Here is a 23,220-nt window from a genome sequence, read left to right on the forward strand (position 1 = left end):
GTCCGCCGCGACGCCGGCCGTGATCCTGGGGAGGCGCGCCGATGAGCACGCCGCTCGATTGGCTCGTCGTCGGCGGCGGCGTTCACGGTACGTACCTTTCGCACGTGCTGGTCAATCGAGCCGGCGTCGCGCCGGACCGAGTGCGCGTCCTCGACCCAGAGGAGCATCCGCTAGAGACCTTCTGGCGCGTAACGAACGCGACCGGGATGCACTATCTCCGGTCGCCGAGTGTCCACCATGTCGATCTTCATCCCTTCGCCCTTCGCAGGTTTGCAAAGAAGGGGGCGGGCAAACGCCTCGCGCGCTTCGTCCATCCCTACGACCGCCCGGGGTTGGACTTCTTCCGCGCACACGCCGAACACGTCGTCCGGGAGCACCGGCTCTGCGCACTGCGGGTGCGGTGCCGCGCCAAGGCGATCACGCGGCTCGACGAGGGGTACCGCGTCGAGACAGACCGAGGTGCGCTGGAATCGCGTCGCGTCGTTTTGGCTGTCGGGCTCGGCGAGCAGCTGTGCGTGCCCGCCTGGGCGCGAGAGCTCCAGGGCCACCCACGCATCGAACACATCTTCTCCGCGACCTTCCGCCGCGAGGCAGCCGCCGACGCGCGCTCGGTTGCCATTGTGGGGGGCGGCATCTCCGCGGCGCAACTGGCCTGCGCGCTCGCCGGGGCCGGCACCGAAGTCACGATCGTCGCTCGTCACGCGCCGCGCATCCATCGATTCGACAGCGAGCCCGAGTGGCTCGGGCCGAAGGCCATGGCCGGCTTCGCTCGGACCCGCGATCCACAAGAACGGCGCCGACTCATCGCGGCGGCGCGCCATCGCGGCTCCATGCCGCCCGAGATCGCTAGCGCCCTTCAGCGCGAGCAGAGGAGCGGGCGTGTGAAGTGGGTCGAGGCTGAACCGCGCGGCGTCGACCCAACGGCCACTCTTGTGCGGCTCCGGCTGGACCGCACGCCGAACCTCCTCGAGGCGGACCGCGTGGTGCTGGCGACGGGCTTCGACGGGCATCGCCCGGGAGGGGCTCTCCTTAGTGATGAGGCCGTCGACCGACTCGGACTGCCGCGTGCCGAGTGCGGCTACCCGCTCATCTCGCCGCGGCTGGAGTGGGCGAGAGGGCTGTTCGTAAGTGGACCGCTGGCGGAGCTGGAGCTCGGCCCGACGGCGAGAAACATCGCGGGCGCCCGGACCGCCGGCGAACGGCTCCTTGCGGCCGCTTGAGGGACGCGGGAGACTACGCGTCTCATGTCGACCAAGACCCGGCTCCTTCGTGACGACGACCTCCGACAGCTCCTGGTCGGCAAGGGCATTCGCGTGACAGAGCAGCGCATGGTGATCCTCCGCGAGCTGGCAAAGCTGCGAATCCCGGCGAGCCACCCTGAGCTTACGGAGCGCCTTGCAGGCGTCGATCTCGACCGCGCGACAATCTACCGCAATCTCATCTCGTTGACGGAAGCGGGGCTGCTCGTCAAGACGCAGCTCGGCGACAACGTGTGGCGCTTCGAGCTGCCCCACATGAAGTCCACACAGCACGGCGCGCACCCCCATTTCGTCTGCAATGACTGCGGCGACGTCGCTTGCCTGCCAGAGAGCGCCGTTGCGCTCCGCGGCGAGGCAGTCCGCAACCACGTTGCAGAAGTGCAGCTTCGCGGCCGCTGCGTCGCGTGCGTGCGGACGTAGGCCTCCCTCCTCGCGAGTGCTGTTGCGATAGCGCCATCGGCCATTGGACGGCGGCGGAGGTCAAGGCTCGCAAGCGGCGGGCCACGGGGCGACCGGGCTCATCGATCAGCCCTTCGAGATCTTCTTCTCAGAAAAACGACGTGCTTGCGCGCGATTGGGTCGTACTTCCTGAGTTCGAACTTCGCCTGCATGGTTCGCTTGTTCTTCGTGGTGACGTAGGCGAAACCGGTGCCGGCGGTGGAGACGAGTTGGATGACGTCGCGCATGGGAGTTCCTCCGAGGGGGCGACACTACGCGGCACACGTTTGAGTTGCAACTGAGTTGCGAATGTGAGATTGGCTTTCATCCCACTTGATGGAGGCTTCAGTGGAACGATTGCCCGTGACGGTGCTCAGCGGCTTTCTCGGCGCCGGCAAGACCACCCTCTTGAACCACGTACTGGCGAATCGTGAGGGTCGCCGCGTCGCAGTCATCGTCAACGACATGAGCGAGGTCAACATCGACGCCCAGCTCGTGAACATGGGCGGCGCCGCGCTCGGGCGCACCGACGAGAAGCTCGTCGAGATGTCGAACGGGTGCATCTGCTGCACCCTGCGCGAGGACCTCCTCGTGGAGGTCAAGCGCCTCGCGAGAGAGGGCCGCTTTGACAGCCTGCTCATCGAGTCGACGGGAATCGGTGAGCCTATGCCGGTCGCGGCAACGTTCTCGTTCCGCGATGAAGCGGGCTTCAGCCTCGCCGACGTCGCGAAACTCGACACCATGGTCACGGTTGTGGACGGCGCCAACTTCCTCAGGGAATACAGCTCGTCGGACGACCTAAGAGCCAGGGGCGTCGCCCTCGGTCCGGAGGACGAGCGGACGATCGCGGATCTGCTCGTGGACCAGGTGGAGTTCGCGAACGTACTCGTCGTCTCCAAGACCGACCTCATCGACGGACCGGAGCTCGCTCGGCTCGAAGGTCTGCTGCATCAGCTGAATCCGGAGGCGCGTATCGTGCGCGTGGAGCATGGGCGGGTCCCCGTCGGCGCGGTCCTCGACACGGGGCTCTTCGACCACGACAAGGCGGCGAACTACGCCGGCTGGGCCAAGGAGCTCGCCGGAATTCACACGCCGGAGACGCAGGCGTACGGAATCGGCAGCTTTGTTTACCGCGCGCGGCGCCCGTTCCATCCCGCGCGGCTTCACGCCTTCCTCGCCAGCGAGTGGGGTGGTGTCCTTCGCTCGAAGGGCTTCTTTTGGCTCGCGACACGTATGAGCGAGGTGGGGGCGTGGTCTCAGGCCGGCCCGGCGTGTCGAACGACCCGCGCCGGCTTTTGGTGGGCGGCGGCGCCGGCCGCGTTGTGGCCTGAGGCTCCGGAAGCGCAAGCCGAACTCCGGCGCGCCTTCCAGGACCCGTATGGCGATCGTCGCCAGGAGCTCGTGTTGATCGGGATCGGCATGAACGAACCGGCTCTCCGAGCGGGTTTCGATCGGTGCCTCCTCAGCGACGCCGAGATGAGCCTAGCTCCAGCCGGTTGGCGAGCGCTCCCGGATCCGTTTCCATCGTGGGGCGAGGTGACCATCGAAGCAGAGGCCGCGCGCGTCGCATGACCGAACACGGAAGAGAGCTCGCGGCCCACGGGGGCCAAGAGGCGTTCATGCAGAACGGGCACTCGGGCGGCGATTGCAGCGTTCGAACGGTAGACCACGTTGCGGGGCTAAGCGCGCTCTTCGACGACAGCGTCAACATCGTCACGTTTTCGCGGCCGCTGGATGCGGCGATCGTCGGCGACGCCCAACTGGCACTCGGCGAGCCGGGCCTCCAGGTCTTGACCTCCGTCACCCCGAGCGACGGTCCCGGCGTCCTCATGGCGCAGATGAAGGAGCTTCCGTACCTCACCCGGGAGGCTCACTTCTGGGTCGAGGTGCTCGCGGAGCTGACGGGTTGTGGGCTCGTGGGCTTTCGACTGGTGCGCCTCGACGCGGCGATGTGTCCACGCTTTCACGTCGACAAGCTGACGGTCCGTGTCGTCTGCGCGTTCGCGGGCAACGGCACCGAGTACGTCGCCGAGCACGACGTGGATCGCCGGTGGCTCGGACACGCGGCCTCTGGCCTCGACGACGAGGCGTCGGGCCTGCTACGTACCGGTGCGCGAATTCGGCGAGCCGGCACCGGAGACGTCGTGCTCCTCAAAGGCGAAGCATGGCCTGGAAACGCCGGACGTGGTGCTGTGCATCGCTCCCCCTCGGCGACCAGCACGGCGCCTCGGCTGGTGATGACACTCGACCCGCTGTAGAGAGCGATGCCAAGGGCGGAGCGCATGAGCATGGACACACCGAGCATCGACACGCAAAAGGCCTGGGATCGTCACGCGCACACGTACGCGCGCCTGGGCGCCCCCTTCACCGGGTACATCGCGCAATCGCTCTTTCACTCCGTGGCCGGTCGACTCCCGCCGGCGCCCCGGATCCTCGACGTCGCGTGCGGCAACGGTGAACTCTCGCGGGCGGCCGCGCTGCATTGCGTCGCGGAGCGCGCAGCCCTTGGTCGCGCGGGGAACGTGCTGGCGACGGACTTCTCCTCTGAGATGGTCGCGCTTGCGTCGAAGAACCTAAGCGTGCTCGATGCCGGCGACATCGTCCGCTGCGCAGTGCACGACGGGCAGGCGCTGGCGCTCGCGTCGGATTCGTTCGACGCCGTCTTCTCGGCCTTCGGCATCTTTCTATTCCCGGACCGCTGTGCGGGATGGCGTGAGGCTGCGCGGGTCCTCAAGCCGGGTGGGCTCCTCGCAACGGCGGTGTGGCGCGGCCCGGAGGATAACGCGCTGGCGCGGCTTCAGATGGGCCCCGTCATGGCAGCGCTGCCGGAGCGCATTCGGGCGGCGGTCCCTCGGCCTTCATGGCTCGATATCGCGTCACGCGAAGGCCTCGAACGGGAGCTCGCGAGCTCGGGCTTTGAAGAGGTCGAGGTGACCGTATTCGACGCGGTCCTGACGGCCCCGACGGCCCGCGTGATGTGGGAGTCGATGCGCGAGAACCCGGTCACACGAGGCTTCCTCGCCCCGTGTACGGATGCCGAGCTTCTCGCGGTTGAGGACGCGGTCCTCTCGAGCTTCCTTTCCATCTCGGGGGGACCTGACCGCCCGGTGCGCTTTGAGGCGTCTTGCCACTTGGCCGTCGCGCGGCGCTCTTGACCTGATCTCCTCAGAGCGCCTCGCCGCGTCGACCTGATCGATCCGAGGGGCGCCTCGGTCGACGGGCCGCTGCATGCGAACCAGGTGCGCGGGGAGAGCAGGGTGCTCACCCAAACGATCTTGCTGCATTCGGCCCTCGCTCGACCGGTTCCGGAGCGGCACACGTTGTGCGACTGCCAGCGCACCGAGGTGCTCCCCATGAAGCTCGACCGTTCGCTTTTCCTTGCCGTCGCAACATCCCTCGCCGCCGTCGCCTGCGGCAGCTCGTCCGCCGAGACCGACACCGACGAAGGTGCCGTGCAAGGCGCCGAAGGCGCCCGCTGCGTCGATCCGGGCCAGGACGGCGCCGGTCCGTCGTCGGACCTCGCCTTCTGCACGGACTTGGCGACGCGCGCTGCCGCCGTGGGCGAGCACTTCCAGAGCGTGCAGAACGTGTGCAGCGGCTACCTCACGAACTTCAAGAGCGAGGCGGCCAAGCGCGCCAAGACGTGCATGACCGGGCTCCGCACCGAGCTGGCCGGTCGTGGCCCGGCCTTCGATTGGATGGGGCTCTACGAGTGCGGCTACTCCAGCCTACGAGGCACCTGCGAGGCGAATGGCATCACGTCGGCCTGTCGCGACCTCATCACCGAGCCGAACCAGATGTCGACCTCAACGGCCATGGCCGAGCCCGCGATGGTCGAGGCCGAGTGCGTGTCGTTCCTGTCGGGCCTCAAACGCGCCGGCGTGGAGCAAGTGAAGGGCTGCGTCACGCAAACCAAGTTTCCTGTCTACTCCTGCGTCGAAGGCATCGAGCCGAATACGAGCGCCAAGAACCTGTGCCTCGACACCAAGGCGCGCACCGAGTCGGGCGCCACGCGGCTCCAACTCGCCGAGGGTTGCAAGCACCTCGCCATCGACGAGGATGCGAAGGGCGTCTGTTACCAGTTCGTGAAAGCGAGCCGCGTCGCCATGGCGGAGCGTCTGGTAACGGCCATTCAGCAAGCCACCGTCGATCGCCGCGCGCCGCTCACGGCCGCCAACGTTCACAACATCGGCGTGAGCGCGCTCCGCGAGGCGTGCCGCGCCCCCGCCGAGGTCGACGCGATCTGCACGCAAGTGGTCGCCAAGTACACGGCGGCGGGAAAGAGCAACGCCGGTGGCCGCATCACCCGCGAGTGTCGCGCCGTCTTCCCAGGGCTGCTCAAGGCGGCGCGCGATCGCATCCTCTCGGGCGCCGTTCCGGTCGATGGCCGCATCGTTTCCGCCATCGTGTCGTTGCCGACGCCGGTCGATGCGACGGCGGACGAGTTCCCCGAAACGGCCGAGTGAGCCTACGCTGGCGCCGCGAAGGGCGGCGCCGATGTCGCTCGAGCAAATCGGGAGCGGTGAGGTATGGGCGAGGTTGACGAGCTTTCGAAGGTCCAGAGGCGTCAGCTGGGGGCGGTCGTCGAGATCGCGTCGGCGAACACGAGGTGTCAACGGCCCCTCATCGCCCGAGCGCGCGCCGCACCGATCGCGGCCGCGCTGTGTCTCGCGGGCGTCGCGTTCGTTGCGTGTGGTGACGAGGTTCGCGACCTTGCGGGCAGCGAGGCCTCGGTCGACGCCAGCTCGAGCGACGTAGGTCTCACGAGCCCCGCGGATGGCATCGCAAGCGACGCTGGCGACATGCCCGATGGCAGCGTCACGGGGAGCGACGCAAGCGCCTTGGATGACGCGAACGGCTGCGGGGCCGACGGCATGGCGTGCACGTCGACGACGGTATCGAGCGGCCTCTGCAAGTCGGGCCAGTGTGCCCCGTGCAACGAGGCCCTCGATCAAGCCGCCTGCGCCACAGGCTACGTCGACGCGGGCCCACACGTCTGCGTGGGCGGAACGTGCGTCGCCGCGAGCTGCTCCAGCGCCGCTTCATGCCCCAGCGGTCAGGGCTGCGCACAAGGCACGTGCGTCGCCTGCGACGCTCAGTCGGGGAACACCTACGTCGTCGACCCCGGCCTCGGCAGCCTATCGGCGACGGGTAGCGGCAAAGCCTTGAGCGTGACGACCCCGGCGTGTGCTTTCCGCACCGTCCGCCAGGCCCTTGATGCGATTGCCGCCAAGGCTGGCGACGCAGGGCCGCCCCCTCCCGGGACCACCATCGTCCTGCGCGGGCCCAAGCTCGCGACGGCTTCGTCCGACGAGCCCATCTGGCTTCCGGAGAATGTGACGATAGCGGGCGAGGCCGGCGGCGGCGTAGAGCGCCCTCCCGCATACGTGGCGCTCGTCGTCGTGGGCGTCACGACAAAGAACGTGAAGCTCCGGGGACTTGTCATCGACGGCATCGCACCGACGGTCGGCGGCAACACCGCTTGTCTCGGGACCCATGGGGATTCCACCGTGGTCCTCGAGGACGTCGAGCTACGCCGCTGCGATGTCGGTCTCCGCGCCTCTGACACCTCGAAGGTGACGGTGAACGGGAACACGACGATTCGCGAGATGGGGACCGACGGCATCGTCGGTTTCTCCGACACGGAGATCAACGTCACCGGCATCGGCGGGCCCATCGCCTTGCTCAAGAACGGAACGGCCATCACCGCGCTCGGCTCGTCGAAGGTGACGCTGTCGAGTTCACTCACGCCGATCCTCATCGCGGAGAGCACCGCCGGCGGTGTCGCAGCGCGCGGCTCGGCGACGGTCAGGCTGCTCGGCGGCGCGGCGCCGATCACGCTCCGCGACAACGGGGTCAGCCTCTCGGTGCAAGAGAACGCGAAGCTAGTGGTCAAAGGTGACGCCGCGGCTCGCAACGTTCTCGCCACGAACACCACCAGCGGCACCGACGGCCTGCGGATTCTCCTCGTTACGCAGAGCGGACTCGTCCACACGCTCACCACGATCGACCTCGGGACCGATGTCGGCGCGAACGCCGGGGGCAACACGCTCCAAGACGTATCCAAGCCGAACACGGGGGCGGGGATCTGCATCTTGACGGCCCCGAACCTGGGCGAGACCCTCGAGGCGCGCGGCAACAAGTTTGTCACCGGCGGCGATGCGGGGCTTGCCGTCGATTGCAAGGCCGGGGCTGGGGGACTTGGTGCGCCGAAGGGGTTCTGCACAGGTGCCGTCAACGTGGCCGGCACTGGAGTGACGGGCAACACGATCCGCGTGGACGGCTGCACGCTCAACTGAGCGACCCGTCTCGCAGGGGCGTCGAGTGAGGGGCCGGCTTGTCCACGCGGGCACCACGAGCGGCGCCGACGTCGGTGACGGTCATCGCGGGCTTGAGGTCGAGCGCGCGAAAAGAGCTCGACGCCCGCGTGTGGACCTGCGCATCCCAGGGGGCGCTACTGGCGGCTTTCTTGCCTTTGGGGGGCGGCCGCGCGCTTCGTGCGACGGGTCGACCGCGTCGTCATACGTGCTCGGCGCTCGCGGCGAGGCTCGCGAGGAACGCGTCGAGCTGGTCGAGTTGCTCCGGCATCGCGCCCGTCGCCCCCGAGGCCTCGAGCGCGTCCTTGGAGGGATAGAGGTCATGCACGACCAGTACGGTCTTGCCGTCCTTTTCGTCGAAGGTGACCGTGGTGACCGTCACGCCAGCCTCTCCTTCATCGTGCGTCCAAACGAGGCGCGAGGGCGGCGTTACGTCGCGGTACGTGCCGAAGAACGCCATGGTCGAGTGGCCGTGCCGAAACACGAGGCGATACTGCCCTCCAACGCGAACGTCCATCTCGCAAGACAGCAACGTCAGTCCATACGACTTCGGCACCCACCACCGTTGAAAGAGCTCTGGCTTGGTCCACGCTTCAAACACGAGGCGTGCCGGGCCGTTGACGGTACGCTTGACGACAAGCTCGCGGTCGGACGTGCGTTCTGCTGTCGTGGGATTCATGGCGGTTGCCCCGTCATCGCTTCTTTCGGCCATGGCTCTTCTCCTTCTGTTTCAGTTCATCGACGACCAAGTCCAACTCGTCGAAGCGCGCGGCCCAGAGCTGGCGGTAGCGCTCCATCCACGCTGTCTCCTCCTCCAGGCGACGAAGACCGAGTCTGCAGGTCCGCACACGCCCGACTTTCTGGGTGGCGACGAGCCCCGCCTGCTCTAGGACCCCAACGTGCTTCTTCATGCCCGTTAGGGTCATGTTGAACTTGTGGGCGAGGTCGGAAATCGACGCGTCGGCGCGCCCGAGCTGGTCCAAGACACCACGCCGGGTCGCATCCGAGAGCGCCGCGAATGAGGCATCGAGGCGGTCACTCGAAGACTGAACCATGCGGTTCACCATAGCGAGATGCATCGCGTCTCGCAAGACGCCTGGCAACCTGCCGAGAAGGCCGGTGCGAGGAGCCGGGCAAACCCGGTCGAATTGGCCTCGCCCCGCGCGCTATCGCGTTGATCGCTAGGCGATGGCGAGAGGCGAGGTCGTCACGAGCGCCGCGTCGGTCGCGCCCAGGCCCCACGGCTCGAGCATGAACCCAAGGCCGAGCAGCGTATCGGCGCCGGTGGTGATGAGCGCGAGGACGTCGAAGGTCATGCTGGTCTCCTTGGCTCAGTTGCTGATCGAGGGTGTTTGCCGAAGGAACTCCGGCCCCGCGGCGCGGGCGAGGAGGAACTCGGCGACGGAGGAGGCGGTGATCGTGAAGCCGAGACCTTTGCCGTCTTCGGCCATGCGAATGGGCTTGGCTGCCCCTTCAGTGATCCCCACCAGGCGCACGGCGACCCACTCGAGCGCCGAGGCACGGAGCGCGCTCTCCATGCGTTCCTTGTCGTCGATGATGGGTTTCAACCAGCGAAGAAACACGGGAACCACGACGCGGTTCACCAGCCACGGCCCGCTGCCATTGGCCCCAACGTTCGACATGCAGACGATGCGGGGAACGCCGTGCCTCTGCATGGCTGCCAGTGTGGCCTTTACGGAATCCGAGATGAGCGTCGTGGGCTTGCCCGTGCCCTTGCCGCCTACTCCGAGGCAGTGAATCACGACGTCGGCACCCCGCACGCAGGTCTCGACGTCCCCTGCTGATGTCGGACTTCCGCCGATCACCGTGAGCCGTTCATGCTTCCGGCGGACCGTGTCAGGGTTCCTCACCACCGCGGTCACTCGATGGCCAGCAGCCAAGGCGCGGTCCACGACCAGACCGCCGGTGAGCCCGGTGGCTCCAAAAAGGGCGATGTTCATGGGCAGACTCCCGCCGCGAACGGCGGACACGAGGAACCGAAGGGTGCGACGAGGTTCAATATGTTCACAGCGTGAACTTTACGCGATAAGTTCACGGTGTCAACATGATGACGTGGCTCCCTCGAAAGCGCCCTACCACCATGGCGACCTTCGGAACGCGCTGGTTGATGCTGGCGTGGGGCTCATCGAGCAGGTCGGCGCCGAAGCCTTCAGTCTCCGTGAGGTGGCGCGTGAGGTCGGTGTGTCCGCGAACGCGGCGTATCGTCACTTCGAAGACAAGGGGGCGCTCTTGACCGCGATCGCGGTGAGCGGCTTCGAGCGCCTTTCCTTGGGAATGCAGGAAGCCATGCTCGCGGCTCGACCCCGGGGCGCCGTGAAGTCGCGCGCGGTCACCCGATTCAACGCCGCGGCGCGCGCCTACCTGGACCTCGCCCGCGAACATCCCCAGCTCTACGGGTTGATGTTCGGCTCGGCAGGGCGTGCGTGCCTTGCAGCGGAGGGCACGCTGGTCGGTCCGACGCCGGGGGCGCTACTCGGGCGGGTCCTCGACGAGCTCGTCGAAGAGAAGCTGATGTCGACGAAGCGTCGCGAGGGGGCAGAGGTTCACGTGTGGTCCGCAGTGCACGGCTTCGCCTCGCTGGCGCATGGCGGACCGCTTGCTGAGCTCAGCCCGAAGGCGCGCGCCGACGCCCTCACAGAGCTGCTCCTGTTCGTCATCGCAGGACTCCGCGGCTGAGGTCGAACGGCATCAAGACGAAGGACTGCAGCTGCAACCTCGACAGTCACAGGACGCCGACGCCGCGCCTGCGGTTCAGGCATTCTTCTGCGCAGCGACCCATGCGCGCAGCGGACGCTTCTTGCGGCGCTTTTCTGATGGACAAGATCGCCGTGCGAGACACGACGGTCATTGCGAACGCCAGGACCAGTTCTCGGGTTCCCACGTCGCATCGAGTCCACCGGCAAGCACGGGGTCGAGAAATGCTTGGGCCGCCTTGGTTACGTCGTCGAGGCCGGGCCAAGTGAGGTGGTCCTCGCGGGCCATCGCGGCGTAGGGCGTGCTCCAGGCTGACAGCGGGGTGGGCACCGACGTGGGCAGCGCGTGCGTCTTGCGGAACGCAAACGTCTGCTCGAGCGCCGCTTGCAGACGCTTCGCGTCGATGGGCTGCGCGGTCGCGAGCAGGGCGATGTCGGGGAGGTCCTTCACCCGCGAGTTCGGGCGTGACCGCGGCATCGTGTACGCGTGCAGCTTCTCCGCGAGGTGCGTCTCGATCGGGTAGAGGCGCAGCGTCGGCGGTGCGATGCCGGCGAAAGCAAGGACGTCCTCGGCGACCGCGATCTCGGGCTCGCCCAGGATCGGATCGCCGAACGCGACGTCGACGCCGAAGGGCTGGCCGTAAACTTTCCCCGCGAACTTGCACTCGGCGCGAAAGCGAAGGCCATCGTACTGCATGCCGTCGTTCTGGATCTCCGGGTGGTCTTCATCGGGGCCAACCTCGAACGTGAGGAAGTCCCCAAGGTCGCGCCGCCCCGCCTCCTGCAGCCTCGCGAGGACGTCGTCGGGCGAGCCGACCATGCGGAGGTCGACATCCTTCGTGGTTCGGGCGCGGTCGACGCGCAGCTCGAGGACGAGTCCGCCCTTCAGCGTTGCTGCATCGCCGAGCACGGCGACGACGCGCGCGAGGAAACGAGCGAACACGAGCAGCTGCCGCTTGCGCGCGAACTCGGCGCCGGACTTCGCGGAGGAGCGCAAGCGCTGTTCGAGGGCCTGCTTGAAGGCCTCGGGGGACGAGTACGTGCGGACCGTCATGCGGCGATCCCTCCGAAGGGCTTGAGCGCAACTTCGACGTCGTCGAGCTCGGACTTCGTGACGAGCCCACGGCGAAGGGCTTGCTGTGCCGCTTGTCTCAGCATCTCGGGCGAGAGTCCCTCGCGCGCGCAGTCGTTCAGTGTGCGTCGCGGGTTCGTGAGCGGGACCGCGGTGAACCAAGCGCGATCCTCAGGCGCTACGTCGGCGTGGTGCAGCACCACATCGGGCGGCACGCGGAAGCGACGCTTCCTCCACGCAGCTGGGAGCGTGAGGTGGAGCTGCGCCGGCAGCACGTCGGAAAGGCCGTGCAGCGACAACGCCGTTTGGTGCGAGATCACGCCAGCCTGCTCGGACCAGAGCCAGGCGGTGACCAGCTCCTCGTGCTCGGTGGCCGGGAAATGCACGAGCCGGTAGATCCCCCGCTGAGGCCGCGTCACGCGGCCGGCGTGAATGTGCTTCCGAAGCAGGTGGGTCGAGTAGCCTGCCTCCGCGGCCTGTTTCGTCGTGACGTACCCGGACTGCGCGGCAGCGGTCTCGAACAGCCGGTCCCAGTCGGGGCCATTGGGTTCCGACCGCAGCATGCACAAAACGTAACCCGTAGTTCCGTTGTGTGCAATGGGCCAGGGGTGGACACCACGCTTGGGAACTGTGGGTTCCCTTTTGTGCGACGTTGTCCTCCGTTCACCCTGGGCGTTCGGACGGCTCGCGGGCGGGCATCCTCGCGGCCTCACCCTGCGGGAGATGGCTCGCCCTCTCCGGTGAGCTGGTCGACCTCCGCACGATGACGGGGAGGCCCTTCGACGTGGCCGACGCCGCACTCTTCCATGGAGACCGCGGCGCGTTCGTGCTGGCCGACAGCGAACGCGTCTGGCGCGTTGCGCTGCCATGACGTCGCACCACGCGGCGTCCGCTCGCCGCCACGTGCTGAGGATCCTGGCCACCCGGCAGTAGCTACGGCGCACTCTGCGCCGCCCAGAAGTCGCTCAGAATGCGCTGGCTCTCCTCAGGCGAGCGCAAGGCGATGGGCTTGCCGTCTTCGCCGATGGTGAAGTGGCCCTTGAAGGCCTCCGGCATGGCGTCGTAGTTCGCCTGCGCGAGCGTCAGCGCTTCCTGGAGGCAGGCGTAGCCGTAACGGGCCACCAGGTAAGGCAGTGCATCCTTGCCCAGGATGCACTCGTAGGTTTGGTAGGCATACGGAGTGTTGACGGCCAGCTTACGGAGGCTCTCGCTGACCTTCGCGAGCGGACCGACCAGCGCGTTCTCGTCGCGAAACTGCGCCAGGCCACGAAGCGCGCGCACGCGCATGTCGAGGTGGCGTTCCTTGCGGAAGGCCTGCTCGAAGAAGCCCTCGAGAACCTCGAACCTCTTGTCGTAGAGCAGACGCAGGCAGAGGTTACGGACGTGGAGGTCTTTGGCCCCAGCGTAAACAGCAACAATCCTCCGTCCCATCGCCTCGTCGACCGCCGCGGGCGCGAGCGCGTCCAGCTCCATCCACGACAGTGCTGGTTTCGTCTTTGCCGCCATCGGAGCTTCCGAGGCGAGGATAGCCGGTCGACCCTCGGCGACGTCCCACCGAGCGACTGGCACGCCTCGATCATTCACCAGCGGGTGGGCCGATCCAGCCGTGAGTGAGAGAGCCCCGAGCTCGGCCTTCCGTTCTTTTGTTCAACGCGGGGTCGGCTGCATTGCGCCGACTCGAAGTAGCTCCGGGACCGGGCCGCCGTGACGAGGTTCGGCGCGCCGTCGAGCCGAGAGGCTACGAATGCGCGGACGCACGCGGGGGATCGCGGCGCGCGGAGTTGAACGCGAGCCTCGGCGGGATGTTCGCCGCGTAGGTCGGCGGCGTTCTCGGCGATCGGCGTTCGGAGAGGGACCCGAGCCGCGCGCGCGGCGCGCTCCGAGACGGGCATCATCCCTCCCCCTCGATGATCGACCAGACGCGGTGGTAGCTCTGGCCGCGCTCCCCGAGCGCCGCCGTCCATGCGTCGACCTTCGCGCCGCGGAGCTTGGCGCGCACCGCGTTGAGGGGCTCCGAGGCGCCGACCTGCAGGGTCCGGGCGAGCGGCGTTGCCGCCGTTCGTGGAACCCCGAGGAGTCGGAGGGCCACGGCTTCATCGGAGTTGACCCCGTAGTACACGCGCGCCGGCAGGTTCCTGAGAACCCGCTGGTCGTCGTCGGTCATCGTCTCGAACGAGTCGCCGATGGTCAGCGACTGCAGAGCCGAGAGACCCCATGAGGCGGTTTGCGTCAGGCGACCGAAGACACTCCGGCAGCACCGGGTCATCGCTGCGACGGGATCCGCGTCGTCGGCCGCATCCTCGTCGTCCCCTGTCTTCTTGGCGAAGTACTCGGTGGCCATCTCGGTCAGCGGCCGGCCCTGCACCCAGTCGCAGATGATCCGGGAGAGGGTGTCACCGTCGGGCTGCGGTCCACCAGTGACTTCCTTGAGGGGCTCGCGCAGCTCGGGCACCTGCAGAAGGATCCCCATCATTCGCTGGAGATCATCGCGGCGAGTGCCGAACAGGTCGGGCGTCCAGACATCGCTCGTTACGCGTGCCTGGTTCAAGCGCACGAGGGTGTTGGAGACCGACTCCCACGAGAAGCCGGTCGCGTCGACGAGCTTCAGTGGCTGCCCTTTGATGCGCTCAGCGTAGTTGTAAACGCCTTGCACGAGGCTATCCGCCCAGCCCTTGTGGCTCTTGCGAAGCGCCTGGAATCCCAGCGTTCCACGCAGCACCTGCTCAACCTGCGCGGCAAAGCGCTCGTGGCTTCCGATTTGACGGTAGGTGTGCGCGAGGTACTGCAGGAACGAGGACCAACCAGGCTGCCAGGACAACGTCTCGAGCTTCAGCAGGCTTCCGCTCGCGGCTGCCTGCTGAACCATCTCGATGAGCGTCGAGTTGAGCGCTCCGACGGAGCGGCCGATGAACTTCTCGAGCTGCTTCGCCTTCGCGTCGTCATGGCCGGCAAGCGCGACGATGCCGAGGTCTCCTTGATCGACCCGGCCCGCGCGCCCCGCGATGTTCCAGAAGTCCTCCGGCGGCATGTCCTGGCCGTAGGGGTACTGATGGCTCGCGAACACCACCCCAGACACCGGGAAGTTCACGCCCTGGGCGATCGTGGTGGTCGCCACCAGTGCCTTGAGCTTGCCCTGCTCAGTCAGCCACTCGATCAGCGTCCGAGTGTCCTCGGAGAGACCGGAGTGGTGAACGCCGACTCCGTACTCGAGCAGACCCGCCAGCGGGAAGTCCTCTCCCATTTCGTCAGCGAGAAAGCGCCGAATGTGGCCAAGGTCAGCGCCACCGACATGAACGCGATTCTCTTCCACCTTGAAGGCTGCGGCCACCCCCCAGCTATTGCGCGGCTTGTCGACCAGCACGATCACCGTGCCGCGGCGCTGGAGGATCTGTGCCGTCGCGGCTGCCAGCTTTCCGGGCGAGCCAGAAACATCGGACCAGGACAGTCCAAGCGGTCTTCGCTCGCCGATGTCGAGTGTCTCCGGCACGCTAATGGTGTTGCGGGTCGTGTGCTGCGTGACGAGTCGGACGGCGAAGTCGCCTCGCTTATCGCCCTGCACGGCACGAGCGATCGCGATCACGCGATCGTTGGGGCTCCAGTCGACGCCCAGCTCGATGTTCTTGTTGCTGTCGGGGGACAGCCAGCGCGCGATCTCTGCCGCGTTGTGGATAAACGGCGTGAGTAAGAGGAATTGTGTGTAGCGGCACTCCCGGTTGATCGTTGCGAGAAGGAGCTCGAGCTTGAGCCCGCGGATCTGCAAGCCAAGGCCGTGTGCCTCGTCGACCACCACGAGCGTGAGCGGTCGACCAATCTTTTCCTCCCATCCGCCGCGGAGCATCAGATCGAGCTTTTCGGGCGTCGTCACCAGGATCCGAAACTGCCCGGCCTCGTCCTTGTCAGTCAACATCCCGGCCTCGAGACCGTCGATCTCGAGCGCCGGGCTCACCTTCTCGACGATGGTGCCGAGTGGTCCAAAGTCCCGGCGCAGACGAAGCGCGAGCTGATTCACGAGCGCGCGCGTAGGGGCAAGGTACGCCACCCAGCCGCGCTCATGGTCGAACTGGTTGAGGGCCTGGAGAATGCGGAACTCGGCGATAAACGTCTTGCCGCTCGAAGTCGGGAGGCTCACGACGACTGACCGGTGGCCGGAACCGAGCAGGCCTTCCTCGCGCAGCGTCCGACGCTGCGGTGGCAGCATCTCGAAGATCGGCTGCTTGCGGTCGCGCGAGATCAACGAGCCAACGAACTTCGTCACACGGCTGTTTACCGCGCGGGTGACCGTCCAGATGCTGTTGTCGACGAGGACGCGAGCGGTTCGGGCAAGCAGGCGCGCCAGAGCTTCTTGCGCCATCAGTTGCCCACGACCGGCCGTAGCGATTGCGCGATCGAACTGCGCTTCAAGCTGTTCGCGAATGTCGTAGTGGCCTTCGACCGAGCCCTGGGAAAGGTAGACGCCAAGGATCTCGGCGGCCTTCGCCAGGTGGTACTGCGACATCAGCTCCCACGCAGGGCGCGCATCCTTTCGGTCCTCGGCTCGAGCAAGAAAGGTTGGCTCGCGCGCTCGCTGGTCGGCGCGTAGACTCGCGACCCGCTGCTGAACCGCGTCGAGGTCGTCCCAGCCCTGTTTGCGGAAGAGCCGCAGCCAAATGTCGAGGATGCTGGCTGAGACCCGCGTGCCCCAGTCGGTGGCATCGAGGGGCAACACAGGCAGCCCCTCATCGAGCAGCAGTCGACGAACGTCGGCGCCGCGGTCTCCAAGGACGCCGAGGCAGCCAAGGCGAACGAGGGCGGCCGCCGCATCGAGCGGGAGCGGCCCTCGTGGAAGTGACCTCGCTACCTGGAACGCCTGCACGGAGGCGTGCCGCAGCGCTTCGGCGTCATCCCCGTCGAGCAGCTCAAACGCGCGGAGCTCAAGCGCGTTTGCCACGAACTGCATGCGCTCGTCCGAGAGCGGCGTTCCGCCATCAGTACCCAACGCGTTGCGAAGGCGTCGCCGGCCAGACTCTTCCGTTGCCTCCCGAATCTTGTCGGCACCGAGCGATTCGAGAATCCAGGAATCGGCAGTCATGGCGCCTCCTCCTGCAAGAGCCGAGGCCAGTCCGCGATGGGGACGGGCAAGTACCAAGCGATCAGCTCAATCCGCGTTGGCGCGCCCAGCTTCCCGGACAACGCCTTGCCGCGGCTTTGAAGGTCGGCCTCGTTCGGTTGGGTATCCCGAATCAGCACACCAATGATGAGCAGCTCCTTGCCTTCAGAGCCGAGGTAGCGGCTCACCGCCTTCTCGTAGAGGTCGCGGTAGGGCTCGCCAAGGCATCGCGCGTGCAGCCACTGCAGCAGCGAGCGCTGAATGTCGAGGCGCTTGGCACTCTCCTCGAGCTGCCAGGCCATCCCGCTGCCGCCGTACATCACGTTCGGGGGCGCAGTTGCCTCCGACGAGGTCTTCACCTCACCGAAGAGCAAGAGCACCGTCTCGCCCTGGCGATAGAAGCCGACCAGATCCGTTCCCGGTAGGCTCGCTCGCGGCGTGCGCCTGTCCCGGACGGTGTTCCACGGCCAGTGCACCTCGCGGCCTGAATCCTGCTTGAGAGCGCACTCTGCAAGCGCTTCGCCGACTTCCCAACCTTCCGGCTCGGGCACGGCTTTGAGCAGGCGCTCCACGAACTCCGTGGCCATGCCTGTTGTGGCTAGCCCCCTCAGGTCCGGCTCGAACGAAGCGGGCTCATCGACCACACGCGGTCGCACGACATCGCGAACGAAGCCGGCGAATCGCTTCGCATCAGCGACGTGTCGTCCCTCCCAGCAGGCACTACCGTGTTGCCCTGGTACGAGATCGTCGAAGCGAGCGCGGCCGCAGACGTCATGTCGCGCTCGCCTTCGTCCAAAAGTCCGACAGCAGCTCAGCCTGCTGCAGCACCGTATTCGTCGCGGCTTCCTGCTTGTCGGGCGGGTAGCCGTACTTGCGCAGGATGCGCTTTACGATGACACGCAGCTTGGCGCGGATCGATTCCTTCACGGTCCAGTCGATGGTGACGTTGTGCTTCACCGTGTCGACCAGCTCGCGCGCGATGGTGCGCAGCGTCTCGTCGCCGAGGACCTTGACGGCGGTGTCGCTGACCTCGAGCGCGTCGTAGAAGGCCAGCTCGTCGCTGCTGAGCCCGAGCTCCTCGCCCCGCTTCTGGGCGGCGCGCATCTCCTTCGCAAGCTCGATGAGCTCCTCGATGACCTGCGCGGCCTCGATGGCGCGGTTTTGGTAGCGACGCACCGACTTCTCGAGGAGATCCGCGAAGGAGCGTGCCTGCACCAGGTTGTGCTTCGAGCGCGCCTTCACTTCGTCGTTGAGGAGCTTCCGGAGCAGCTCGACCGCGAGGTTCCGGTGTTTCATCCCGCGCACGTCGGCGAGGAACTGGTCGGACAGGATCGAGATGTCGGGGTTCTTGAGGCCGGCCGCCGCGAAGATGTCGATGACCTGGTCGCTCACGATCGCCTTCGAGACGATTTGCCGGATGGCGTGGTCGATGTCGCCGGAGCCTTTCCGGTCCCCGACCTGCGTCTTGGCGATCGCCGTGCGGACGGCCTGGAAGAATCCGACGTCATCGCGAATGCGGATCGCCTCGTCGTGTGGCACGGCGAGCGCAAACGCCTTCGAAAGCTCGGTGACGACCTGGAGCAGCCGCTCCTTGCCGCTCTCTTGGGCGAGCACGTGCTCCTGCGCCGCGGGCAGCACCGAGAGGCGCGCGGCCGGCGAGCTGCTCATCCAAGCGCTCCAGTCGAAGCCGTGGAAGATGTCCGAGCACTGCTCGTAGCGCTCGAGCATCAGCGCCACGGCCTCCTCCTGGTCGAGCGCCGTCTCGCCCTGTCCGCCGCTCTCGGTGTACGTGTGCAGGGCCTTCTTGAGCTGATCGGCGAGGCCCAGGTAGTCGACGACGAGGCCGCCCGGCTTATCCCGGAACACGCGGTTCACGCGCGCGATGGCCTGCATCAGGCCGTGCCCCTGCATCGGCTTGTCGATGTACATCGTGTGCATGCACGGCGCATCGAAGCCCGTGAGCCACATGTCGCGGACGATGACGAGCTTGAACGGGTCGCTCGGGTTCTTGAACCGCTTGGCGAGCGCCTCGCGGCCTGCTTCGTGCGGATGTGCTGTTGCCAGTCGCTCGGGTCGGACGCGGACCCGGTCATCACGACCTTGATCGCGCCCTTGTCGTCGCTCTCGTCGTGCCAGTCGGGGCGTAGCGCGGTGAGCGCCTGGTAGAGGTCGACGCAGATCCGGCGGCTCATGCAGACCAGCATCGCCTTGCCGTCCATGGCCTCGAGGCGAGCTTCGAAGTGCTCGACGAGGTCCTCCGCGATGAGCTGCACGCGCCGGTCGGTCCCGACGAGCGCCTCGAGCGCCGACCACTTCGTCTTGAGCTTCTCACGCCCTTCGAGCTCCTCGCCCTCGGTCAGCTCGTCGAAGGCCTCGTCGAGGTGCGGGCGCTCTTCCTCTTTCAGCTCGAGCTTCGCGAGACGGCTTTCGTAGTAGATGGGGACTGTGGCGCCGTCTTCGACCGCGCGCTGGATGTCGTAGACGCTGACGTAGTCGCCGAAGACCGAGCGCGTGTTCTTGTCGGCCGCGTCGATGGGCGTGCCGGTGAAGCCGATGAACGATGCGTTCGGCAGGGCGTCGCGCATGTGGCGCGCGAAGCCGTCGATGAAGTCGTATTGGCTGCGGTGGGCCTCGTCCGCGACCACGACGATGTTCGAGCGCTCGGAGAGTTGCGGGAACGTGTCGCCGCGGGTCTCGGGCATGAACTTCTGGATGGTGGTGAAGACCACGCCGCCCGAGGCGACCTTGAGCAGCTCCCGCAGGTGGGCGCGATCCTTCGCATGCTCGGGGCTCTGGCGCAGGAGGTCCTTGCAGCGCGCGAACGTGCCGAAGAGCTGCTCGTCGAGATCGTTCCGGTCGGTGAGCACGATGAGCGTCGGGTTCTGCATCGCCGGGTGCAGCACGACGCGGCCCGCGTAGAAGGCCATCGTGAGACTCTTGCCCGACCCCTGCGTGTGCCAGACCACGCCGACGCGACGGTCGCCCTGCGGGCGCGAGGCCGAGATCGTGGCGTCCAGCGCCCGCGCCACGGCGTGGAACTGATGGTAGCCCGCCATCTTCTTGATGGCAGTGTCCCCGTCGTCCTCGAACACGATGAAGTAGCGGAGCAGGTCGAGGAGCCGGCGCTTGTCGAACACCCCGCGGATGAGCACCTCGAGCTGGCTCATCGTCTTTGACGCGAGCGCCTCGCCCTCGATGGTGCGCCAGGGCAGGAAACGCTCCTTGTTCGACGAGAGCGTACCGATGCGCGCTTCGAGCCCATCGCTGATGATGAGCAGCTCGTTGAAAACGAAGAGCGACGGCAGCTCCTGCTTGTAGGTCTGGAGCTGCTGGAACGCGCTCCAGATGGTCGCATTCTCGCTCGCGGCGTTCTTCAGCTCGATGACGGCGATCGGCAAGCCGTTCAGGAACACGACGACGTCGGGGCGTCGGTTGTGGCCGCCCTCGCTGACCGTGAGCTGATTGACGACGAGCCAGTCGTTGTTCTCGAGCACCTCGAAGTCGACGACCCGCACCGGGTCGTAGCCGATGGTGCCGTCGGCGCGCAGGTACTCCACGCTGACGCCGTTCACCAGATAGTAGTGCAGCTCGTGGTTCGCATCGACCGGCTGGGGCGACGAGATCCGCGTGAGTTTTCGGAACGCCTCGTCGAGGCCTTCGCGCGAAACCGTGGGATTCAGCCGCGCGAGCGCGTCGCGCAAGCGGCCGTCGAGCACGACGTCGCCGTAGGTCCGCCTCTCCTGGCCGGGCTCGCCGGGCGCGATCGAGGGGCCTCCCGTGATCGTGTACCCGAGCGCCTCGAACCAGGCGAGGGCCGCTTGCTCGACGACAGATTCGGTGAACCCGCTCATGGCTTCTTCCCCTTGCGAGACGTGCGGGTCATCGCGCCGCCTCCAACTTCGACGAGGCGGACAACAGCCCCCGCTCGCGCTGCACGAGGTAGGACTCCACGAGGAACGTCGCGACGGTCTTCGCCGCGTTCACGATCACGCGGGCGTGGTGCGCCTCGGGCTTCCGCTCGCGGGCGTGACCGTCGCTCATCTTGTTGCGGATGGGCGCGAGCCCGTTGACCACCTGCACGAGCCCGCGCGCGACTTGCTTGAAGTTGTCGTCGAGGTCGGTCCGCTCGTCGTCGATGCGGAGCTGCTTGGCCACGGCCTTGAACTGCTTCGGCAGATCGCCCTTGTAGTCCCCCGGCGCTCCAACGAGCTGCTTCTCCAGCTCGACGAGCACAGCCTCTAGCATCGTCCGTGCGGCGGTAATGGCGCCCTCGAGATCCGCAGCCGAGAGGCGCTGGTCGATCTTGATCTCGAGCTCGTGAACGTATGCGAGGCTCAGTACATCAACCGCCCGAGTGACTGGCAGCATCGCCACCTGCGCCTTCCGCAGACGGGCGATCAAATTCTTCACCTTCACGATGTTGGTCGAGGCGTCATCGCCGTCGCGTGTACCTCGATGTTCGAGAAGCGCCTCCAACGCCTGTGCGACACGAGGAGCATCGGACGACCTCAGAAAGGCGCGCAGCCTGTTGGCCTTCGACCCTTCGGGGAACTCCTGGTCGATGTCGATGCCGAGGTCAGCAAAGAACTCGCCGAACGTTCGGTTGCTGAAGTCGAGCACGTAGCCGCTGCCCATTCCGAAGATGTCTTCGACGGCACGCAGGTCCATCGCACTGACGGTGGGCGGCACTGTCATGGCAGCCTCCCGAGATGGCCGTTCAGTGCCTCAGCCCACTCGCGAACGCCCGACGCCATCTGCTCGACCTCGGACGCCGTAATCGCCACGCGACGCCCGAGCTGCGCGCTGCGGTCCCCTGACTGTCGAAGGTAGTCGTCATCGATCACGCCCATGCGATGGGCAAGCAGGTGCCGCTTCTGGAACGCGCGATGGAGTCCGGAGACGACACCAGCGCCGAGGACTGCCTCTGCATCGAACGCGAACTGGGTCTTGAGCGCCTCCTGCGCGCGGGTGACGTTCTGAAAAGAGATCTTACCTGCCTTCGCGGGCTCAGCGGCTCTGGCAGCGAACACCTCGCAGACCGCGCGGCCCCAGCCGTCGAAGGCTGAGACACAGTCCTCGAGCGCGTTCTCGACGAGGCTTCTGGCAACCTCGGCATCGACCGTCGCGGCGAGGGAGAGCATCTTGGCTACGACGCGCAGGTTGGCGTCGAGGATGCTGAGGTTGTTGTGGGCGCCGCAGTCGGGACAGAAACCGAACACGCCATAGATGGCATAGCGGAGCGTGCACGCGTCGCAGAGGCTCTCGGTCTCGAGGTCCAGCTCGGAGTAGCCGCGAATCGGTGGCGGCTGTCCATGAACCCTCATCGATAGCCCGATGCCACCACCGCGGTGGCTGAATTCCATCGACTTCATGTCTTTGAGGAAAGCTCCGACGACCTTGTTCTTCACGACGGAAAGCGCGTGGTCGATCTGCGCCTGCGTGAAGAACGTGTTGCTCGGGCCTTCGTGGCCGCAATAGGGACAACGGCAGGTGCTGATGCCGTTCAGACCCGTTCCCGGCGTGACCTTGAAATAGCGCTTGCAGTCGTCCTGTGGGCACTCGCGCCCGATGTAGCCGTCGGCGTCGGCACTCAGCGAGACGCTAAACGTCTTGGGCAACGATTCGAGGTTGCGCGTGCGGCTCATGACGCCCCCTCCGCGGACGATGGCGGGCTTTCGACTGCGGCGCTCGCATCATCCTCTTCGGAAGAATCGAACGAGGCGAGCGCGTCGCGGTATGCCTCGTGGTCGACGCGAAAAAGGACCTCGCTCGCACGAAAGCTCAGCTCGAAGATCTGGATGCTGCCGTGCGCGTCGTCGACGTAGTCGTTGAAGTCCGCGTGATCCTCGAACCGCAAGGGCGCAGTCCTCTGAACGGCGCGTTCCTGTTGGTGCGTCGCGTGCAGAAACCCGACGATCGTGTCAGCAGCTTGCGCCGCCAACATCGCCTGGATGCTCTCCATCCGCGGACGGGATCCATCTGACCCATGTGAGGCGAAGCCGAAGTCGTTGCGCAGCTCGCAGACGCCCTGCAGCGCCGTGTGGAGACCGTTGAGCGTCTGCTTGAGGCTCTTCTGCCCGCCAGAACTGCTGCTAGCCGAAGGAGGCGAAAGCGGCAGGAAGGTTGTGACGGTCTTGAACAGCTTGGGCAGGTCGTCATCCGAGGCGTACGGCTGCTGTCGCTCGGTAAGAATCGTTCGGCATGCGCTCTCTACGAGCGTCTTCGCGAGATCGAAGGCGAGACCTGGGTTCTCCACCACGGCGCGTTCGAGCGCCGTCACCTGCTCCTCCACGTGAGCGAGGCCCTGGGCCATCGCGGCTCGTGCACCGCGCAT

Annotated in this window: 21 protein-coding genes and 1 pseudogene; 9 read left to right on the top strand and 13 right to left on the bottom strand. The window is 66.6% G+C overall.

Annotated features, from left to right (window positions below; translation table 11 throughout):
* Window positions 1-41 precede the first annotated feature (41 nt).
* The gene (locus IPG50_38135; GenBank protein MBK6697968.1) at window positions 42-1,220 is read left to right on the top strand and encodes a SidA/IucD/PvdA family monooxygenase; all 1,179 of its coding nucleotides are present in this window, start codon (window positions 42-44) and stop codon (window positions 1,218-1,220) included.
* 24 nt (window positions 1,221-1,244) lie between these two features.
* A complete protein-coding gene (locus tag IPG50_38140; GenBank protein MBK6697969.1) occupies window positions 1,245-1,679 on the top strand; it encodes a transcriptional repressor in 435 nt (144 codons plus the stop codon).
* A 98-nt stretch (window positions 1,680-1,777) separates the two neighbouring features.
* On the opposite strand, the gene rpmG is transcribed toward IPG50_38140, so the two are convergent.
* A complete protein-coding gene (gene rpmG / locus IPG50_38145) occupies window positions 1,778-1,945 on the bottom strand; it encodes a 50S ribosomal protein L33 (protein MBK6697970.1) in 168 nt (55 codons plus the stop codon).
* 100 nt (window positions 1,946-2,045) lie between these two features.
* Between rpmG and IPG50_38150 the strand changes: the two genes are divergently transcribed.
* The 5 genes from IPG50_38150 (at window position 2,046) to IPG50_38170 (ending at window position 7,996) form a co-directional block, all read left to right on the top strand.
* Window positions 2,046-3,269, top strand: a complete 1,224-nt coding sequence (locus IPG50_38150; protein ID MBK6697971.1) for a GTP-binding protein — start codon at window positions 2,046-2,048, stop codon at window positions 3,267-3,269.
* Entirely contained in the window at window positions 3,266-3,955 is a 690-nt protein-coding gene (locus IPG50_38155) for a DUF1826 domain-containing protein (GenBank protein ID MBK6697972.1), read from the top strand. Before IPG50_38150 ends, IPG50_38155 begins: the two co-directional genes overlap by 4 nt.
* A gap of 24 nt (window positions 3,956-3,979) precedes the next feature.
* Window positions 3,980-4,852 (top strand): methyltransferase domain-containing protein, encoded by an 873-nt coding sequence (locus IPG50_38160; protein ID MBK6697973.1) that lies wholly within the window; start codon window positions 3,980-3,982, stop codon window positions 4,850-4,852.
* A 198-nt stretch (window positions 4,853-5,050) separates the two neighbouring features.
* Window positions 5,051-6,163, top strand: coding sequence for a hypothetical protein (locus tag IPG50_38165; protein ID MBK6697974.1), 1,113 nt, complete (start codon window positions 5,051-5,053; stop codon window positions 6,161-6,163).
* A 63-nt stretch (window positions 6,164-6,226) separates the two neighbouring features.
* Window positions 6,227-7,996 (top strand): hypothetical protein, encoded by a 1,770-nt coding sequence (locus tag IPG50_38170; protein ID MBK6697975.1) that lies wholly within the window; start codon window positions 6,227-6,229, stop codon window positions 7,994-7,996.
* Window positions 7,997-8,216: 220 nt separating this feature from the next.
* Here IPG50_38170 and IPG50_38175 read toward each other — a convergent pair whose 3' ends face one another.
* The 3 genes from IPG50_38175 to IPG50_38185 form a co-directional block, all read right to left on the bottom strand.
* Entirely contained in the window at window positions 8,217-8,726 is a 510-nt protein-coding gene (locus IPG50_38175) for an SRPBCC family protein (protein ID MBK6697976.1), read from the bottom strand.
* Window positions 8,707-9,069, bottom strand: a complete 363-nt coding sequence (locus IPG50_38180) for a helix-turn-helix transcriptional regulator (GenBank protein MBK6697977.1) — start codon at window positions 9,067-9,069, stop codon at window positions 8,707-8,709. The genes IPG50_38175 and IPG50_38180 overlap by 20 nt, the downstream gene beginning before the upstream one ends.
* A 276-nt stretch (window positions 9,070-9,345) precedes the next feature.
* On the bottom strand, window positions 9,346-9,975 hold the full coding sequence (locus tag IPG50_38185; GenBank protein ID MBK6697978.1) for an NAD(P)H-binding protein: 630 nt from the start codon (window positions 9,973-9,975) through the stop codon (window positions 9,346-9,348).
* Between the two features lie 112 nt (window positions 9,976-10,087).
* Between IPG50_38185 and IPG50_38190 the strand changes: the two genes are divergently transcribed.
* On the top strand, window positions 10,088-10,711 hold the full coding sequence (locus tag IPG50_38190; protein ID MBK6697979.1) for a TetR/AcrR family transcriptional regulator: 624 nt from the start codon (window positions 10,088-10,090) through the stop codon (window positions 10,709-10,711).
* A gap of 168 nt (window positions 10,712-10,879) precedes the next feature.
* Here the strand turns inward: IPG50_38190 and IPG50_38195 are convergent, their stop codons facing one another.
* Both IPG50_38195 and IPG50_38200 read right to left on the bottom strand, forming a co-directional pair.
* Complete coding sequence (locus tag IPG50_38195) at window positions 10,880-11,782, bottom strand: nucleotidyl transferase AbiEii/AbiGii toxin family protein (GenBank protein MBK6697980.1); 903 nt, start codon at window positions 11,780-11,782, stop codon at window positions 10,880-10,882.
* A complete protein-coding gene (locus tag IPG50_38200; protein ID MBK6697981.1) occupies window positions 11,779-12,363 on the bottom strand; it encodes a type IV toxin-antitoxin system AbiEi family antitoxin domain-containing protein in 585 nt (194 codons plus the stop codon). The genes IPG50_38195 and IPG50_38200 overlap by 4 nt, the downstream gene beginning before the upstream one ends.
* A gap of 89 nt (window positions 12,364-12,452) precedes the next feature.
* Here IPG50_38200 and IPG50_38205 point away from each other — a divergent pair, with 89 nt between their 5' ends.
* The gene (locus tag IPG50_38205; protein ID MBK6697982.1) at window positions 12,453-12,671 is read left to right on the top strand and encodes a hypothetical protein; all 219 of its coding nucleotides are present in this window, start codon (window positions 12,453-12,455) and stop codon (window positions 12,669-12,671) included.
* 62 nt (window positions 12,672-12,733) lie between these two features.
* On the opposite strand, the gene IPG50_38210 is transcribed toward IPG50_38205, so the two are convergent.
* From IPG50_38210 to IPG50_38240, 7 genes and pseudogenes are all read right to left on the bottom strand, one after another.
* Window positions 12,734-13,306 (bottom strand): hypothetical protein, encoded by a 573-nt coding sequence (locus IPG50_38210; GenBank protein MBK6697983.1) that lies wholly within the window; start codon window positions 13,304-13,306, stop codon window positions 12,734-12,736.
* Window positions 13,307-13,691: 385 nt separating this feature from the next.
* Window positions 13,692-16,868, bottom strand: a complete 3,177-nt coding sequence (locus IPG50_38215) for a DEAD/DEAH box helicase (GenBank protein MBK6697984.1) — start codon at window positions 16,866-16,868, stop codon at window positions 13,692-13,694.
* Window positions 16,865-17,473 carry a hypothetical protein gene (locus IPG50_38220; protein ID MBK6697985.1) on the bottom strand — a complete coding sequence of 203 codons (609 nt, stop codon included), beginning with the start codon at window positions 17,471-17,473 and terminating at the stop codon, window positions 16,865-16,867. Before IPG50_38220 ends, IPG50_38215 begins: the two co-directional genes overlap by 4 nt.
* Window positions 17,474-17,657: 184 nt before the next feature.
* Window positions 17,658-20,737: pseudogene (locus tag IPG50_38225) on the bottom strand (type I restriction endonuclease subunit R).
* A gap of 28 nt (window positions 20,738-20,765) precedes the next feature.
* Complete coding sequence (locus IPG50_38230; protein ID MBK6697986.1) at window positions 20,766-21,581, bottom strand: abortive infection family protein; 816 nt, start codon at window positions 21,579-21,581, stop codon at window positions 20,766-20,768.
* Entirely contained in the window at window positions 21,578-22,531 is a 954-nt protein-coding gene (locus tag IPG50_38235; GenBank protein MBK6697987.1) for a hypothetical protein, read from the bottom strand. Before IPG50_38235 ends, IPG50_38230 begins: the two co-directional genes overlap by 4 nt.
* Entirely contained in the window at window positions 22,528-23,220 is a 693-nt protein-coding gene (locus tag IPG50_38240) for an abortive infection family protein (GenBank protein MBK6697988.1), read from the bottom strand. Before IPG50_38240 ends, IPG50_38235 begins: the two co-directional genes overlap by 4 nt.

The organism is Myxococcales bacterium (assembly GCA_016703425.1).
Taxonomy (GTDB): Bacteria; Myxococcota_A; Polyangia; order Polyangiales; family Polyangiaceae; genus JADJCA01.

Coding starts and splice junctions, on each gene's coding strand:
- IPG50_38240 (MBK6697988.1), bottom strand. CDS start 23,220: ATGCGCGGTGCACGAGCCGCGATGGCCCAGGGCCTCGCTCACGTGGAG.
- IPG50_38185 (MBK6697978.1), bottom strand. CDS start 9,975: ATGAACATCGCCCTTTTTGGAGCCACCGGGCTCACCGGCGGTCTGGTC.
- IPG50_38235 (MBK6697987.1), bottom strand. CDS start 22,531: ATGAGCCGCACGCGCAACCTCGAATCGTTGCCCAAGACGTTTAGCGTC.
- IPG50_38135 (MBK6697968.1), top strand. CDS start 42: ATGAGCACGCCGCTCGATTGGCTCGTCGTCGGCGGCGGCGTTCACGGT.
- rpmG (MBK6697970.1), bottom strand. CDS start 1,945: ATGCGCGACGTCATCCAACTCGTCTCCACCGCCGGCACCGGTTTCGCC.
- IPG50_38215 (MBK6697984.1), bottom strand. CDS start 16,868: ATGACTGCCGATTCCTGGATTCTCGAATCGCTCGGTGCCGACAAGATT.
- IPG50_38170 (MBK6697975.1), top strand. CDS start 6,227: ATGGGCGAGGTTGACGAGCTTTCGAAGGTCCAGAGGCGTCAGCTGGGG.
- IPG50_38140 (MBK6697969.1), top strand. CDS start 1,245: ATGTCGACCAAGACCCGGCTCCTTCGTGACGACGACCTCCGACAGCTC.
- IPG50_38155 (MBK6697972.1), top strand. CDS start 3,266: ATGACCGAACACGGAAGAGAGCTCGCGGCCCACGGGGGCCAAGAGGCG.
- IPG50_38160 (MBK6697973.1), top strand. CDS start 3,980: ATGAGCATGGACACACCGAGCATCGACACGCAAAAGGCCTGGGATCGT.
- IPG50_38210 (MBK6697983.1), bottom strand. CDS start 13,306: ATGGCGGCAAAGACGAAACCAGCACTGTCGTGGATGGAGCTGGACGCG.
- IPG50_38230 (MBK6697986.1), bottom strand. CDS start 21,581: ATGACAGTGCCGCCCACCGTCAGTGCGATGGACCTGCGTGCCGTCGAA.
- IPG50_38165 (MBK6697974.1), top strand. CDS start 5,051: ATGAAGCTCGACCGTTCGCTTTTCCTTGCCGTCGCAACATCCCTCGCC.
- IPG50_38180 (MBK6697977.1), bottom strand. CDS start 9,069: ATGGTTCAGTCTTCGAGTGACCGCCTCGATGCCTCATTCGCGGCGCTC.
- IPG50_38220 (MBK6697985.1), bottom strand. CDS start 17,473: ATGGCCACGGAGTTCGTGGAGCGCCTGCTCAAAGCCGTGCCCGAGCCG.
- IPG50_38200 (MBK6697981.1), bottom strand. CDS start 12,363: ATGCTGCGGTCGGAACCCAATGGCCCCGACTGGGACCGGCTGTTCGAG.
- IPG50_38175 (MBK6697976.1), bottom strand. CDS start 8,726: ATGGCCGAAAGAAGCGATGACGGGGCAACCGCCATGAATCCCACGACA.
- IPG50_38195 (MBK6697980.1), bottom strand. CDS start 11,782: ATGACGGTCCGCACGTACTCGTCCCCCGAGGCCTTCAAGCAGGCCCTC.